Annotated in this window: 13 protein-coding genes and 1 tRNA gene; 9 read left to right on the top strand and 5 right to left on the bottom strand. The window is 34.4% G+C overall.

Annotated features, from left to right (window positions below; all coding sequences use genetic code 11):
* Positions 1–2: 2 nt before the first annotated feature.
* The 6 genes from OZX63_RS09050 (at position 3) to OZX63_RS09025 (ending at position 10,684) form a co-directional block, all read left to right on the top strand.
* Complete coding sequence (locus OZX63_RS09050) at positions 3–1,523, top strand: MFS transporter (protein ID WP_277143384.1); 1,521 nt, start codon at positions 3–5, stop codon at positions 1,521–1,523.
* A 27-nt stretch (positions 1,524–1,550) separates the two neighbouring features.
* Positions 1,551–4,676 (top strand): alpha-mannosidase, encoded by a 3,126-nt coding sequence (locus OZX63_RS09045; RefSeq protein ID WP_277143382.1) that lies wholly within the window; start codon positions 1,551–1,553, stop codon positions 4,674–4,676.
* Between the two features lie 86 nt (positions 4,677–4,762).
* Positions 4,763–6,634 carry a glycoside hydrolase family 2 TIM barrel-domain containing protein gene (locus tag OZX63_RS09040; RefSeq protein ID WP_277143379.1) on the top strand — a complete coding sequence of 624 codons (1,872 nt, stop codon included), beginning with the start codon at positions 4,763–4,765 and terminating at the stop codon, positions 6,632–6,634.
* Positions 6,621–7,577, top strand: coding sequence for a beta-galactosidase small subunit (locus OZX63_RS09035; RefSeq protein ID WP_277143377.1), 957 nt, complete (start codon positions 6,621–6,623; stop codon positions 7,575–7,577). Before OZX63_RS09040 ends, OZX63_RS09035 begins: the two co-directional genes overlap by 14 nt.
* Before the next feature lie 203 nt (positions 7,578–7,780).
* Positions 7,781–9,175, top strand: a complete 1,395-nt coding sequence (locus OZX63_RS09030; RefSeq protein WP_277143375.1) for an APC family permease — start codon at positions 7,781–7,783, stop codon at positions 9,173–9,175.
* A 114-nt stretch (positions 9,176–9,289) separates the two neighbouring features.
* Positions 9,290–10,684 carry an APC family permease gene (locus OZX63_RS09025; RefSeq protein ID WP_277143373.1) on the top strand — a complete coding sequence of 465 codons (1,395 nt, stop codon included), beginning with the start codon at positions 9,290–9,292 and terminating at the stop codon, positions 10,682–10,684.
* A gap of 108 nt (positions 10,685–10,792) precedes the next feature.
* On the opposite strand, the gene OZX63_RS09020 is transcribed toward OZX63_RS09025, so the two are convergent.
* Complete coding sequence (locus OZX63_RS09020; protein WP_277163670.1) at positions 10,793–12,337, bottom strand: BspA family leucine-rich repeat surface protein; 1,545 nt, start codon at positions 12,335–12,337, stop codon at positions 10,793–10,795.
* Between the two features lie 136 nt (positions 12,338–12,473).
* On the opposite strand from OZX63_RS09020, the gene OZX63_RS09015 reads away from it, so the two are divergent.
* On the top strand, positions 12,474–12,755 hold the full coding sequence (locus OZX63_RS09015) for a bacteriocin immunity protein (protein ID WP_277143370.1): 282 nt from the start codon (positions 12,474–12,476) through the stop codon (positions 12,753–12,755).
* Positions 12,756–13,150: 395 nt separating this feature from the next.
* Here the strand turns inward: OZX63_RS09015 and OZX63_RS09010 are convergent, their stop codons facing one another.
* Complete coding sequence (locus OZX63_RS09010; protein ID WP_277163669.1) at positions 13,151–13,246, bottom strand: putative holin-like toxin; 96 nt, start codon at positions 13,244–13,246, stop codon at positions 13,151–13,153.
* Positions 13,247–13,704: 458 nt separating this feature from the next.
* Positions 13,705–14,637 (bottom strand): LacI family DNA-binding transcriptional regulator, encoded by a 933-nt coding sequence (locus tag OZX63_RS09005; protein ID WP_277143368.1) that lies wholly within the window; start codon positions 14,635–14,637, stop codon positions 13,705–13,707.
* Positions 14,638–14,732: 95 nt separating this feature from the next.
* On the opposite strand from OZX63_RS09005, the gene OZX63_RS09000 reads away from it, so the two are divergent.
* Both OZX63_RS09000 and OZX63_RS08995 read left to right on the top strand, forming a co-directional pair.
* Entirely contained in the window at positions 14,733–15,707 is a 975-nt protein-coding gene (locus OZX63_RS09000; RefSeq protein ID WP_277143366.1) for an ElyC/SanA/YdcF family protein, read from the top strand.
* Between the two features lie 19 nt (positions 15,708–15,726).
* Positions 15,727–16,353, top strand: a complete 627-nt coding sequence (locus tag OZX63_RS08995; protein WP_277143364.1) for a histidine phosphatase family protein — start codon at positions 15,727–15,729, stop codon at positions 16,351–16,353.
* A 132-nt stretch (positions 16,354–16,485) separates the two neighbouring features.
* Here the strand turns inward: OZX63_RS08995 and OZX63_RS08990 are convergent, their stop codons facing one another.
* Positions 16,486–16,839 carry a type II toxin-antitoxin system HicB family antitoxin gene (locus OZX63_RS08990; RefSeq protein WP_277143362.1) on the bottom strand — a complete coding sequence of 118 codons (354 nt, stop codon included), beginning with the start codon at positions 16,837–16,839 and terminating at the stop codon, positions 16,486–16,488.
* A gap of 125 nt (positions 16,840–16,964) precedes the next feature.
* Positions 16,965–17,038: transfer RNA gene (locus tag OZX63_RS08985), tRNA-Arg, on the bottom strand.
* Positions 17,039–17,106 lie beyond the last annotated feature (68 nt).

Genomic DNA, 17,106 nt, shown 5'->3' with positions numbered 1-17,106 from the left:
AAATGAATTTATTAGATCGAATTTCAAAAAGAGTTTATACAAAAAGAAAAATAACAACTAAGACAGCTATTGCATATGGTGTATCTGACTTTGTTGGTGGCGGTGGCCAAACAATTATTGGCGCATGGCTTCTATATTTCTATACATCCTTTTGTAATTTGAGTGCCACACAAGGGGCATTAATTGTAGCCATTGGTAAAATTGTCTCAGCCACTTTTGGTTTTATAATCGGTGGTGTTTCAGATAACTTTTACAGAACTAAGTTAGGTAAAAGATTCGGTAGACGACACTTTTTCTTGTTTTTCGGCGCACCATTTTTAGCTGTATTTGCGCTAATGTGGGTAGGAGGATTAAATTTCTGGTACTATCTAATAACATTTTGTTTGTTTGATGTTGTTACTACTATTACGATTCCATATGAAACATTACCTACAGAAATGACAACGGACTTTAATGAACGTACGAAACTGTCTACTGTAAGAATGTTTTGTTCGGCAAGTGCCACTTTTCTAGCTACTTGGATTCCAGGACAATTATTTAAAATCTTGGGTCAAAAGAGCCCAATGCCATTCTTTATTAATGGTTTAGTATTTACAATTATTTTCATTTCATTTATTTATATTACAGCGTTTAATACTTGGGAAAAACCTGTTGATGAAATTACTTTAAACGCTGTTTCAGATGAAGAAGATCATTCTATAAAAGTTTTATGGCAAGCTATTAAATCTTACTTTTCTACTTTTAGAAATAAGAGCTTCCGTAAACATTTAGTAATTTACCTATTTTCTTTCACTGGTAAAGATGTATATAATACTATTTTTACATACTTTTGTGTATACGTATTGGGAGTTACTGCAACAGTTGCTGCTAATATGCTATCTTTGTCAATCGTTGGCTTAATTACTTCATTAATTGGTGGATTATTAATTATTAAAATTGGGCCTCGTTGGATGTACGTTGGTGCGTACTTATTAATGTTAGCTATGCTTGGCGGATACTATTCTATTAGTCAAACCAAACCATCTAATATAGTAATGTGGTTGTTTATTATTTCCTTTATTTATCAAATTGGACGTTCAATGCTTGAATTTACACCATGGAACGTATATCCATTTATTCCAGATACGGATGAAATTGTTACTGGTGAAAATAGAGCGGGTGTGTTTGCATCTGTAATAACTTTGTTAAGAAATCTAACTGCTTCATTGGCAACAGTCTTTGTAGGTATGTTTTTAGATGCACATGGATTTGTAAAGAATGCAGCATCGCAATCAGCAGCTACACAACATTCTATTTTAAATGCTCTTGTTTTTGGAGCTGGTACTTTAATATTAATTGCCTTAATAACATCACTTACTTTTAAGTTGAATAAGCAAAATCATAAAATTATTGTAGATGAAATTTCACGTTTGAGAAATGGTGGCTCTAAAGCTGATGCTACTGATGAGGTGAAGAAAGTCGTTAAGGAATTAACGGGAACTTCATATGACGATATAAAATTAGGTGAAGATAACGATAAATAGAATATTAAGAATTAGGAGAACTGATAAGTGTTTTTTACTGAAGAAAAAATAAGTAAGCGAGTTAATGAATTAGAGCAATATCGCTATATTAATAGAACAAACATAACTGGCTGGATTAATCAAGAAGATACAACTAAAGAATGTAGAACTGTTCCAGAAGATAATGAAGGTTGGGAAAAAATTGAAGTAGGTCATATTTGGAAAGGAATAAATAAATTCTTTTGGCTTAAAACAACTTTAGATGTCCCTGTAAGTGAAAATGCTCAAGTAATGTTGTTTGACCTAGGACTAATTGGAAATTTAAAGCATACTGGGATTGAAGCCTTGCTTTACATTAATGAAAAACCGTATCAGGGTGTGGACTGCAACCATAAAGAAGTTTTTCTAGATAAAAAATATCAAGGGACCACGATTAGACTTGCATTGAGAATTTGGACAGGTAGACCTGGTAGAAAAGGTGATAGTTCAGATCCAATGATGCATATGTTTAAGATGGCTGACTTAGCAGAAATTGAAAATCAGGTAGATAATTTATATTATCTAAGTAAAAACGCAATTGAAACTGTCGGCTTGCTGGATAATAATGACCCTAGAAGAGTTGAATTAGTTAATGAATTGGACGCAACATTTAATAAAATAGATTGGTCATTACCTGGATCAAAGACATTTTATGAATCTTGCCACGCAGCAAATGTGTTTTTAACTGATAGTTTGCAATCACATAAGGATAAGAAACCTGAAGTAACTATTAACGGAATAGGACATACTCATATTGATTTAGCTTGGCTTTGGCGGGTTAAGAATACCAAGGAAAAAGCTGCAAGATCATTTAGTACTGTATTACGATTAATGGATAAATATCCTGAATATACGTTTTTGCATTCTACTCCGCAACTGTATGAATATGTAAAAGAAAACTATCCTGATATATTTGAGCAAATAAAGAAAAGAGTAGCTGAAGGTCGTTGGGAAACTGATGGCGCTATGTGGGTTGAAGCTGATTGTAATATACCTTCTGGTGAATCAATTGTCAGACAGATTTTATACGGTACAAGATTTTTTGAAAAAGAATTTGGTCAAAAAACTCACACTTTGTGGTTACCAGATGTATTTGGATATTCATGGGCATTACCACAAATTTTGAAAAAATCAGGTATAACTACGTTTATGACCACTAAACTTAGTTGGAATGAATTTAATAGAATGCCACATGATACCTTTTATTGGAAGGGGATGGATGGCTCTAAAATATTAACTCATTTTATTACAACTCCTGATCCTAATGATAGCAAAGGTCCATTTTACTATACTTACAATGGAGTAATAACTCCAGAAACAGTTACGGGTATTTATAAGAGCTATCAAGATAAAAATATTAACTCAGATTTATTGCTAGCGTATGGTTATGGTGATGGCGGTGGCGGTGCCAATAGAGATATGCTTGAAAATATAAGAGCTATTAATCAAATATCTGCTTTACCGAAAATAACCACTACCAAAACAGCTAAATATTTTGAAAAGTTACATAAAAATATTGATGAAGCACAGGCAACTGGTAAGTATGTTCACACTTGGGATGGAGAATTATACTTTGAATATCACCGTGCTACTTATACTGGCCATGCAGCAAATAAGCGGAACAATAGAAAGATAGAGATTTTATTGCGTAAAGTTGAATTTCTAGAAGTTCAAGCTATGTTACAAGATGCTAACTGGAAATATCCAACTAATATAATTGAAAAATCGTGGAAACTATTATTGAAGAATCAATTTCATGATATTCTTCCAGGTTCTGCCATTCATCAGGTTTATGAAGATAGTCAAACTGATTTTAACCAGATTTATAAAAACTTGAATCAATGTTTACAAGAAATAAATAATAAATTTGCTAAAAATGAAAAAGAATATACTATAACAAATGACTTGAGTTGGAAGAGAAATGATGTTATTAAATTAGATCAGACTGATAATGGTCAATATTATGATGAATTTGGTAATAAGCTTGATAGTCAGGTTGTTAAAGATGGAACATTAGTATATGTCGATAATGTACCTTCATTTGGTACTCTTGGAATTAAATTTGATGATACTAAACAAGGGCCAAAAGCCAATAATGCTGAACTTAAAAATTCTATCCAAAATGATTTTTATCGTATAACATGGAATAATAAAGGGCAATTAACAGAAATCTTTGATATTCAAAATCAAAGAAATGTTTTAGGTGAAAATAGTTTTGGCAATGTTTTAGAAATCTTTGAAGACAAGCCTAGAGAATATGATGCATGGAATCTTGATATTTCCTATAAGCAAAAGAAAAAGGAACTATCTGCAAACAAGATTGAAATTGTAGCAAGTGGAAAAATTTGTACGATTGTGCGGTTTACTTATGAATTTAACCAATCAAAACTTGTACAGGATATGATTTTATATAATAAGAAACGTAGAATTGACTTTAAAACTAAGGTTGATTGGCACGAGCGTCAGCAAATTCTTAAAGCATCATTCTATACAAATATTAGATCAACGCAGGCTACTTATCAGATTCAATATGGTAATGTTAAACGGCCAACTAATTGGAATAACAGTTGGAATATGGCGAAATTTGAAACTGTTGGTCATCAATGGGCTGATTTGTCAGAACATAATTATGGTGTTGCATTACTTAATGATTCTAAGTATGGCTATGACATCTTTGATAATAAATTAAGCCTGTCGCTACTTACTGGAAGCATCAGTCCTGATAAGACGGCAGATATTGGCCATCATGAATTTACGTATAGTTTGTTGCCACATCAAGGAGATTTTGTCAGTGGACACGTTGAGCAAGCAGCATGGGAATTAAATTCTCCATTGAGTATTAATACAGGTAAGTTGGCAATTAATAATTCATTATTGGAGGTATCTAAGCCGGATAAAATTTTTGTTGATACTGTTAAGAAAGCCGAAGATAGTAATGCTGTTATTGTAAGATTACATGACTATTCTGGGGAAACTAATAGAGTATCGCTGAAATTAAACTTTAAATTTAAAGAAATAAAAGAAGTTGATTTAAGAGAAAGAGAATGTGATAGTAATAATATTAATTTAGATGGTGAAACAATTAAACTTGATTTTTCTCCATATGAAATAAAAACAGTGAAAATTAAGTTATAGTCTTTTAAAGCCCTTACCTATTTTAATTATTATTAGGTAAGGGTTTTAGTTATGTAGAAAAATCATTTTTGGCATAAGGAGTTTTTATGGAACCGAAATTAGAATGGTTAGATAATCCAGAAGTTTTTCGAGTAGGGAAAGTCGATGCACATAGTGATCATCATATTTATCGTGATTTTGATGAACTTAAAAGAAATAAAAGTTCACTTGAGCAAAGTTTAAATGGAATATGGAAATTTTGTTACGCGAAGGACCCTGAAGAGCGACCAAGAGATTTTTATAAGAGCAAGTTCAATTTTGAAAATATGGGCAAAATTAAAGTTCCACAACATATTGAATTAGCAGGATATAGTCAAATTCATTATACGAACATGGCTTTTCCATGGGAAGGAAAAGAGAATCGAATACCAAAGTATGAAGATTCAACTCAAGAACAAGTTGGAGTAAATTTTAGTGAATCAAAACTAAATGAGGTTGGTATATATTTTAAAAAATTTGATTTGAATTCTGATTACTTAGCTGATGCAGTACATATTCGTTTTGACGGAGTGGCAACAGCAATGTATGTTTGGCTTAATGGTCATTTTGTTGGCTACTCTGAAGATAGCTTTACTCCAGCAGAGTTTGATTTAACAAAATATGTTAAACCTAATGATAATGCTTTGGTTGTTGAGGTTTTTAAATTTAGTACAGCTTCTTATCTTGAAGACCAAGATTTCTTTAGATTTTTTGGTATTTTCCGCGATGTAACTTTAATTTATCAGCCAGCAATTAATGTAGTTGATGTAGATGTACGACCTAAATTAAATGAAAATCTTGATAAAGGTGAAATCAGTGTATCTGTGAAATTAAATTCAAAGCTGGATTCAGGGAAAGTAAAGCTAAATATTTACTCACCTAATAAAAAAGCTCTGTATTCTAGCTGTAAAAATATAAATAATATTGTCAACTTTAAAGTGGATGATATTTCAAATGTAAAATTATGGGAATATAAAAGACCTAATTTATATTATTTAACTCTAGAAATTAGAGATAATAGTGAAAATTTAATAGAAATAGTTCCTTTGAGTTTTGGCTTTAGAAAAATAAAAATAAAAGATAAAATTATTGAGCTGAATAATCAAAGAATGATTATTAAAGGTGTAAATAGACATGAATGGAATTGTGATAAAGGCCGTGCAATTTCTAAAAAAGACATGGAACAAGATATGAAACTGATTTTGGATAATAATATTAATTCAGTTCGGACAAGTCATTATCCAAATCAAATCTATTGGTATGAATTGTGCGATGAAAATGGGATTTATGTTATGGCAGAAACAAATATGGAATCTCATGGTACTTGGCTAGTAAATGGTAACGATGCTGTTCCAGGCTCGCATTCTAACTGGAGAAATGCATGTCTGGATAGAGCAAAAAACAATTATGAATTATTGAAAAATCACGTGAGCATTTTATTCTGGTCATTGGGTAATGAATCTTATGGTGGATCTAATATAGTTGAAATGAATAATTATTTTAAAAAAGTGGACCCTAATCGATTAATACATTATGAAGGAGTTTCACATGATCCCCAGTATAAATCTGTAGTTTCAGATGTAGAGAGTGGAATGTATACAGAACCTCAAAAAATAAAAGAGTATTTAACTGACAATCCACAAAAGCCGTTTATATTATGTGAGTATATGCATTCAATGGGTAATTCTGTAGGTGGCATTAAGGATTATATGGATTTATTAGAAAAGTATCCAATGTTTCAAGGAGGTTTTTTGTGGGACTTTGCTGATCAAGCTATCAGAGTTGAAGATCGTTTGACTAAACAAGAAGTTATGCGCTATGGTGGTGATTTTGATGATCGACCAACGAATTATGAATTTAGTGGCGATGGATTGTTCTTTGCTGACAAAGAGCCAAAACCAGCTTTACAAGAGGTGAAATATTTTTATGGGAAATACTAAATTGTTAAATATTGTTTATACTGCTGCCCATATTGGAATTAATGGTGAAAATTTTTCTTATCAATTTAATATCGAAAAAGGTGGACCGGATTCTTTAGTTTTTGACAATAAAGAGTGGCTTTATCGTATACCCAAACCTATATTTTGGCGAGCAACAACGGATAATGATCGAGGAAATGAATTTTCAATAAAATCTGCTCAATGGCTGGGAGCAGATTTATTTACTAAATGTATTAAATGCAAAATAAAAGTCGATGAAGAAAATATTCCAGTCCCATATCAAGGTAGATTTAATGATTATCCGCTTGAAGCAAGGCAAGTGGAATTGTCGTATCTTTTTCAAACACCTACTAATCCTAAAACTGAAGTCAGAATTAATTATTTGGTTAATTCTTCTGGGGCAATAGAAATTGATAGTAAATTTTATGGGAAAAAGGGATTACCCGAATTGCCAGTTTTTGGTTTACAATTTGTAATGCCAACTGAAGCAGTTGGATATGAATATGAAGGTTTATCTGGTGAAATATATCCGGATAGAATGGAAGGTGCAGCTACAGGTAAGTATTTGATTGAGGGTTTACCGTTAACTAAGTATTTGGTACCACAAGATTGTCAAGTGCGTATGCAAACTGAGAGATTAGAAATATTGCGTCAACACACGCTTAACAATGCAGATCATGAAGATAATTTGTTCAAACTGGATTTTTTGCAATTAGATAAACCATTTGCATTTAGTTGCTTGCCATATACTGCTGAAGAAATTGAAAATGCAACTCATATTGAAGAATTACCTGTTAAAAGAAGAACTGTAGTTTCAATTTTAGGTGCTGTTCGTGGTGTAGGTGGAATTAATAGTTGGGGAGCAGAAGTGGATTCTAAATATCGTATATTAAGTGATAAAGATATAGAATTTAAATTTGTTATTAGTGGAAATATCAAGTAACTTTTTAGAAAATATAACTGGGAATAATTGAATAATTTAGTTTGAAGCACCTCAAGTTTTAAAGCTTGAGGTGCTTTTTTAGTGAGTAAGTTTTGGCGTAATTTGCTTATCTAGCAATATACAATATGGAGTTTGGTACGTTTCTTTCATATAATAGTAGAGTTGTTTAATTTTACAAACCACGTATGGAAGATAGGTTAGAAATGAAAAATAAAAAAGCAGGCGATAAGTTAGGCTTTAGCGCCATGGTTTTCCTTGCAATTAATATGATGATTGGTTCCGGCATTTTTTTAACACCAGGAAGTGTGGTTAAGCAGGCTGGAAGCAAAACACTACTGGTATACTTGGCGGCAGCTGTAGTTGCTACAATCCTAGCGATGTCGTTTGCTGCAGCAGCTAAATATGTTAATAAGGCTGGAGCTTCTTATGCTTATAGCAAAGCCGCGTTTGGTTCCAAGTTTGGCTTTTATATTGGAACGACATGCTATTTTGCAACCAGTGCTGTGTGGGGCGTTGCTTCTGTTGGAATTACTAAGTCAACGATTTCAATCTGTGGTGGTGATCCCAACAAAGTAAGTAACGTGACAGCTGGACTACTTGCTTTATTGCTGCTAGTTACAATTGTTAACTTATTTGGCCAAAAAATTATTAAGCGCGTGATGAATTTAGCAACAATTGGTAAGTTAATGACGCTGGTCTTGATAATTGCTGCTGGCGTTGTTGTGTTGCTGACAACGGGTGTATCGCACCGGTTGAATGAAGTTGACCAAGTGACCGTTCATGGGCAAGTTGTTATTCCGACTTTGACAACAAGTGGCATGGTCATGGCGGTAGTTTCCGCGTTTTATGCCTTCACTGGTTTTGAGTCTGTTGCTTCCGGTGCAGAAGATATGGAGAATCCTGAAAAAAATCTCCCGCGGGCAATTCCACTAGCAATCTTAGCAGTTGCCATTGTGTATATTGGTGTCTTGACGGTTGCTTTGAAGCTAAATCCTACAGCCTTGATTAAGACCAACCAAGTGATTGCCCTAGCCGCGATTTTTAATAATGAAATTTTGCGCGATATAATTTTAGTAGGTGCGTTAGTTTCAATGCTAGGACTTAATTTTGCCTACAGCTTCAGTACGCCACGGATTCTGGAAGCAATGGCCCGCGAGCATCAGGTGTCAGAAAAGTTAACACAGCGGACTAAAAGGAATTTTCCAATTAGAACGTATTCTATTTCTGTTGTTTTGGCAATTTTGATTCCTTTTGCTTTTCAGTACAACATGACGAACTTAATCACGCTGAGTGCGATTGTCCGGTTTTTGGAATTTACAGTTGTACCGCTATCTGTCATTCGTTTTTATTTTGGTAAAAGCAAGGAGCAGATTTTGACGCCTAATAAAAATGTGTGGACTGACCTAATCATACCGGTGATTGGGGTTCTACTAGTTATCTTTTTGCTAGTTGAATACAACTGGCGGGAGCAATTTGGCATTGTCGTAAATAGCCGTGTTATCGGCATTAATTGGCTGGCAATTATTGCCATGATTTTTGGCTTTTGTATTTTACCGCTAATTATGTATTTGATTTCGCGGCCGCGCCAACAAGACTAAATATTATTGAGGATTGGGTAATTGCCCAGTCCTTTTTTAATAAACAAATAACGTACCCATAGTGGAACTTCCGATTATAATATGACTAAAAACTAGCCATAAGGGAGCGTACTAATGAAGAAAAGCAAGAATGATAAGTTTGGCTTTTGGTCGATTGTTCTTTTGGCGATAGACTCAATTATTGGATCGGGAATTTTTCTAACTCCCGGCAGTGTGGTCAGTCAGGTTGGTAGTAAAGCATTATTGGTGTATTTTATCGCTGCCATTCTTGCCGCCATTTTGGCCATTTCCTTTGCTGCAGCTGCAAAATATGTTGCTAAATCAGGAGCTTCGTATGCTTATTCTAGAGCCGCATTTGGCAATAAAGTTGGCTTTTATATCGGCATTTTGCGGTATTTTTCTGCTAGTGTGGCTTGGGGCGTAATGGCCGTCGGCGTGATTAAAACTACTATTTCGATTTTTGGTGGCGAACCTGATAATTTGGTAATGGTCACAACTGGCTTCGTAATCTTGATGGTGCTCCTTGCCATTATTAATTTGTTTGGTCAAAGAATACTGAAGTACGTGATGAATATTGCGACGATAGGAAAATTAAGTGCGCTAGTTTTAATTATTGTGGCTGGTGTCATTTTGTTATTGCTTAATGGCAAAACTCCCAACTTGGCAACAATTGATCAACTTAAGCAAAATGATAGGCCAATCGTGCCGCAATTGACGTCTACTGGTTTCGTCATGGCGCTAGTTTCTGCTTTCTATACTTTTACCGGTTTTGAGACAGTCGCATCTGGTTCCGAAGATATGCAGGATCCAGATAAAAATCTGCCGCGAGCAATCCCACTGGCAATTTTGGTAATTGCCGTCATCTATATTGGTGTTGTTGCCGTTGCGATGTTGCTAAATCCGTTGGCATTGGTGACGACCAAGCAGGTAGTGGCAATCAGTGCAATTTTTGATAATCAGATTTTGCGGGAGGTAATCCTAGTGGGTGCTTTGATTTCGATGCTGGGCGTTAATATTGCCGCTAGCTTTAATGCCCCTAGAATTTTAGAAGCAATGGCTCGCCAGCATCAGTTGACCGCCGCATTAACTAAGAGAACTAAGAACAACTTTCCAATACGAGCTTTCTTAATTTCTGAAATATTAGCGGTTTTGATTCCTCTTTCTTTTCAATATAATATGACAAACTTGATTACTTTAAGTGCAATGGTTAGGTTCCTAGGCTTTATTGTTGTACCACTGGCTGTAATTCAGTTTTATCGTGGGAAAAATAAGCAGCAAATATTGCCCAGCAAGAAGAATTTCACAACGGACATTGTAATACCACTGTTGGCAATCATTATCGTGATTTTACTACTGGTTGAATATAATTGGCGGGAACAATTTGGCATTATCCAAAACGGCAAAGTCATTGGCATTAATTGGTATGCAATTAGCATGATGATTTTTGGTTTTATTGTTTTACCGTTAATCATGTTTTGGCTTTCAAGAAAAGAACCGGGGAATAAATAAGCAAAAGATAAACCTAATCGATAGTGACTAGGTTTATTTTTTATGCGCAATCGGCCTGCTTTATGATCAGTTTTTATTTTTAACATAGTATTTATATGTTAACTTATACTATTTAGATGTTAAATATTTAGCGGGTAATATATGCGCGCTATCAATCTCATAATAACTGTGCTTATTTTTGTTAACCAGCGTTGCCGTCTTAAATGAACCATGATTTTTGAAGATGGCAATTCTTGGTGAATTAGTATCTGCTGGAAGTGTTGCTAGATTAACTTGGTGACCGTTAACCAGCAAGTGACCGTTGCCTGTTGAATGATTACCAAAGTTATTGGCGGCAAGGTAAAGGCCATTGCCAACATCATAAAATTGTCGGTGATTAATTGTCGTTAGCTCATAAGTTCCAATTGTTGCACCGCTTGTAAGTTTGATGTTAGGGATAGCAGAGCCTGACTTATTGTAAAAATATGCATTATGCTTAAGTTGGCGATCAATTGCTACGGGCGAAAGGCTTGTTAGGTGTGGTCTAGCTCCACGAAACATTAGATAAACTGCAGATTTTTTATTGTTGTGACTAGTTAATTTTTTGAATTGCTTCAGAGAGTAAGTTTTTCCCAGAGGATTAAGAATGGTGCCGTGGCCAACTGTCGTAACTTTAGTCATGTTATTACCGATAAATGTAACTTGTTTAAGTTTTGCTCGGCCTAATTTCAAAATGAAGCCATCAGGATTGCCACAATTTGCAAGCATGCCGAGGGTTCCGTCTTCGTGCTTGTTTGCGCGCTTAGTAGTGAAATTACTTAAATCTAAACTAGCCAAATTAGTGTCGTCAAGGAACATGTAACTTAGGTCAGTGGCATTAGCGGTATTAAAATTAGCCAAATTTAATGAAGCAATTTTGGACAAATCACTAAACATGTAATCCATATGATGAACATTAATTGTGTTAAAACTGCGTAAATCAATGTCTTGCAAGTTAGTGTCACGCGCAAACATGCCGCTCATTGAACTAACCTTGCTTGTATTAAAGTTACTCAAATCTAACTGCTTAATCTGAGGTTCGCCTTCGAATAAGTAATCCATATTAGTGACATTTTTGGTGTCGAAAGTACTGACATCTAAGGAAGTTAGCTGGTCCATGGTAGCAAACATTGCATTCATATTTGTTACTCGAGCAGTGTTGAAATTACTCAGATCAAGCTGAGTCAGCGAGCGGTCATATTCAAATAGTCCCTGCATATTAGTGACGTTACTAGTGTCAACTTTATTTAGCCCCTGAATACTTTGGAGTTTGGTTAAATTTTTAAATTTATTATGTGAATCCGAGGCCAAGTTAACTGGCTTAGTGAAAATAATGTGTTCAACATTTTTGAACTGGGGATTGAGTTTAAGAATTTCGGTTGATGACAAAGTTGCGTTAGAAGTTTCGGGAGCATATATCAATGTTTGCGAACTAGAATCATAGTTCCATTTACAAGTTCCATCTGTGCCGAATAAATTATCGTTCACTGTAATATTGTTAACGCTAGGTGCAGTGCTAGCTTGCACTGGATAATGCTGCAAGCTATTTAAGCAAAGCAGAGTGGTAAATGTAGCAATGGCTACTAATGACTTGTTGTGATTGAACTTGATATTCATGATTAGGATTCCCTTCATTTGATTATTGTCATTGTATAACGCTATGAGTATAAAATCATGAATCAGGTTTGAAGAAAGTTACTTGAAAAACAGCCTAACTTATTTAGAATAGTGATAATAATTTATTTAGGTGAATGAAAGTGGTGATTTAAACATGAGCACTAAAAAAGCAGCAGCTAATTTGCTAAATATAGTTAATACTAGTTTGGATAGTAATTTAAGCATTGATGAATATAATATAATTCTACTTGCTAAAAAGCGACTAGAAAAGCAAGAATATTTACCAAGTATTGCTAATAGTATGAAGAGCAGTTTAACGCCACTGGCTATCAAACAACAATTATCGCCAGCTGGGCGCAAATTGTATCGCGAACTGTTATCACCGGAGTTTAGTGATCACCAATTGGGTTATGGCATTACCCAGATTTTTCATTAGAAGTTGGTAAAAACTTATAATTTTAATTTTTGCATGTATCATGTTTTTAATCGCAGGTATCATGCTTGTTGGTCCTAGAAAAAATAAATATGGTGCAGTATTTTTGATAGTGGTCGGTATCTTGCTTGTACTGCCATTTGCGATGTTTTGGTTTAGGGGTTGTTAAAATTTTTGAAAATATAATATTGATAATAAGTTGCTATATTTATGTAATAAATTGAATATCAATAGTGAACATGCTAAAATATAGCTGTGAATAAAAAGAAGTCCTACTGCTAATAGGACTTCTTAAACACAAGTTTCCGTATAAAGAACGGTGGCTTAATTATAGAGTAGCTAAAGGCTATCCCATAACTGTCCAAAGTTATTAAGTGGGACGGCCTTTTTTGCTGCTCTTATTTGTCGTGGTTGTTGCTGTTGATGTAAGACAACAGTGCCAACAGCACTAAACCAAATTGCAACATTAAAGAAATTGCATCGTAGACGCTCATTAACTGTTATACCTTTCAATAATTTGCTCCATGTTTCCATAGACAATCATCTCCTTGGAATTAAACAGCCACCGCCCTTTAAAACTTTATCTCGTGTTCGCTATTGATTATATCTTGATAATAGAAGTTATTGCAATATTAATTTATAATATTTGTTAATTTTTTCTGTGTTTTACTACTTGTTTAATTGAATGCAGCGATTAATTCTTAGAGCAATCAATAAATTCTCTTAATTGCTTACGTGCAGCTTTTAACCAAGGATGAATGACCAGTATGTCGTGCGCCACTATATAATCAATGTAATATGGCTATTCCAAAGATCAATTCTATTTTTCGTCAATTATGTTCACTACCTTTACAACAGTAATAACTTATATAAAAAGTGTTTGCTCTGAGATTGGTTTCATGATTTATAATACTGATGTCTGGCAGAGGTTTTTGCGTGATCATGCTAAACTTTATCGTTTAATGAATGTGGCATCAATGCTAACATGCTCCGTTTTTTTCTCAATAAAGTGCTGAAATATTTCCTCACCATATTTTTCTGGATAAGTATCAATTGAAGGAAAATTCATAATTTTACTGATCAGAGTATTGTCCTGACCAATGACTAACGGTGGCTGAAGTCCTTTTTCTTGATAAGCGTGAATGATTCCAGCCGCAATTTCATCACCATTGGCGAAGATGCCGTCAATTTGCGGAAAGTTCATAAAATACTTCCCTGCATTAATACCATCTTGGTAGGTTGCACAGTTTTCAACAAGATGATTCAGTTTAAAGTTAGGAAAATATTGTTTGACAATGTGAAATAATAGTTTAGTGCTGCTGCTTTTGTCTTTATTTTGCGCACTCGTCAGACCAATGTGGCTAATTTCTTTTTGGGTAAAATACGTGAACAGGTCTTTGAAAGCCTGACTGCGATTAATGTAGATACAAGAAATATTATTAAAAGCAATTTTTTCGCAAAAAATCACGGAGCCATATTTGATGTAAGGCAAAATGTCGCTTATTTTATTAGCCTTAGAAGTGACAATCAGGCCATCATATAATTTGGAAGCAAATTCTTCAAAATAATTCATCTCGATTTTACGATTATAGTAAGTTGGCAAGATGGATATTTTGTAATTATGTTTGACAGCAGCGCGACAAATCCCGGCCGTCACTTTTTCAAAATAAGGCTCGTCAAGATAGGGAACAATTACGCCTAAATTATGGGTCTTTTTCTTATTTAAGTCTTGAGCTATTCGATTAGGATGGTAAGAAGTTTCTTGAATGACGGCTTGGATTCGCTGCCGCTTTTCTACAGAGACATAGGGATGATGATTGATTACCCGCGATACTGTTGAAACAGAACATCCGGATAGTTTAGCTATTTCTTTAATGGTTGTCATTGTTTTGCCTTTTATTTTGTGCTTTTAACTCAATAATACTATATGGAATCGATACCATGTCAAAAATTATTAAATAGAGGGAACTTGATTTAAGAATGAATAAGGAAGACCAGATAGCTAAGCTACTTGCAAGAGCCAAAAACTATTATTTGTACGGCAATTCGACAGAGAAAAATGAGAAAACTTTCTTTAAAGGAGTCAGTATTAATGGCGACCAAGATGCTTTAGAAGCAATTTTTAAAGAATTAATCCAACTCGATCCAACTAATTTTGATTATCAACAAGACCTTGCGGCAACTTTAATTACTGATAATCAGATTGAACAAGCGGTAAAGTTATTGCAAAACATCTTGCAGAAGGCACCGAATAATTACGATGCATTAATGTCATACTATGTCTATTCAGGAATAGTTAAAGGTGACTTTTCCGCTAGTCTTCTTAAGCGATTAACATCTTTGGATAGCAAGCGTACTGCAATGTTTATGCAAGATTTTGCTAATTTAGAAAAAATCCGGCAAACCAAGATAGCTACAGAAATTAACAGCTATGAAGATGGGCACTTGTTTATCCTGCTTGGCTATGATTTGCGAAAAGACGGCAGTATTCCCCCAATATTGCATCAACGTTTGAGTTTGGCATTGCAATTATTAATCAAGAATCCACATTCTTCTGTTATTGTTACTGGTGGTATCCCCGAAAATGGGCATACAGAAGCCTATCTAATGAAAAACTGGTTAATTAATCATGGTGTGGCTTCCGAGCGCATTTTTACAGAAAGTAAATCAATTAATACGATTGAAAATGCTGAATTTTCATTGCGTTGTGCTCATCAGATTGCTTTTAACAAAAAGATAACCTTGATTAGTTCAGTTAGTCATCTTCGCAGAGTCCAAATCTTGTTTATGATTGCTAGCAGAAAGATTAATGGGGCAGAGCAAACGATGGATGCTGTCGGCACACCAGATGTGCCTGAACTAGTAAATCATTCCAGCAAAGAAGAACAGATAGTGATGTATCGCGATGTGCTGCGGATAAATGGTATATGGTTGTACCCGAATTTAGTAAGATAGGTAATGAAAGGAAAGACGAATGCTAAACGTATATCTTGTGCGTCATGGGCAAACGGAAACTAATAAAACGCACTTACTTAATGGATCGTTAACTAACTTGCCGTTGAATGAAGTGGGAATTAAACAGGTTGAAGCTTTGCAAGCTAATTTTGATACTAAGCAAATTGACTGCATTTATACTAGTCCGCTACTTCGTGCCTATCAGACTGCAGAAATACTTAATCAGGGGCAGCACGAAATTCTTCAGGATGACCGTTTAAAAGAGATTAATTTTGGTAATTGGGATGGGAAATTAGATAAGGATATTTACGCCAAGTACCCCCAGGCCTTTGACGAACTAGGTCATTTAAAAGAAAATTATAGCAATTACTGCACTGGCGAAAGCTTTCAACATTTAAAAGAGCGTGTGATGGGCTTTTGGCGAGAACTAGTGCAAAATCATGAGAATGAAAATATTTTGTTGGTTACGCATGGCTTTGTCATTCGTTCACTAACCCAAGTTGCATTTTCTTTTCCGGCCGCTTCTCCAATTGGAGAGGTTAAGAATGCAAGTGTTAGCAGCTTTTCTATTGACGATAACAGTAAAAATATTTTTCTAAATTATTATAATCGCATTACGCCAAGTGAATTTTTAATTACTAGGTAAAATATATGTGAATAACAAAAAAGCTAGAAGTCGCAATCTTATTGCATAACTTCTAGCTTTTTATTTTTATAAATCCTAGCGTTCTTGTTTACTATTATTGAGCAGACAAGAATTATTGTTCAAGCTGTTCGTTTATTCGTTTATTAGGTCACTTTTCTTTATTTGCTTATAGTAGTCATTGTCTTCCTTCAATTCTTTAGGCGACATGACAACCATTAACTTTATATCTTTGTCTTTAACCTTGATGTCTTCAAATTTAGTGCCATCAGGTGATACATCTTCTAATGTCATACTAGCTGTATTTTTATCAAAATGACAAGAATAGACACATTGAATTAGATCGCGTGCCATATACATGCATTCCTCAACATCTTCTCCTTGTGTATAATCATGGCGATTGTCATAAACTTCTACACTATATCCACCTTCATCTTCGTGATGTAAAACGATTGGATAGTATAGTAAATCTGATTGTTTATCACTCATTTTGTTACCTCAATACTATATGAAATTAATTTTAATTAATTCTATCAAAAACATAATCAGTTTTCGAGGTTACGAAAAAAGCTAGAAGTCGCAATTTTATTGCATAACTTCTAGCTTTTTATTTATGCGCCCTGAAGGATTTGAACCTTCAACCTTCTGATTCGTAGTCAGACACTCTATCCAGTTGCGCTAAGGGCGCGACAACTTTCTAAGTATAGCATAGAGTTATCACTATTAGGAAATAAAAAATCTCAGCACTGACTACCT

The organism is Lactobacillus sp. ESL0700 (genome assembly GCF_029392095.1).
In the GTDB taxonomy this organism is placed as follows: domain Bacteria; phylum Bacillota; class Bacilli; order Lactobacillales; family Lactobacillaceae; genus Lactobacillus.
The sequence above is the reverse complement of the archived record's forward strand: the minus strand, read 5'-3'. Positions and strand labels throughout refer to the sequence as shown.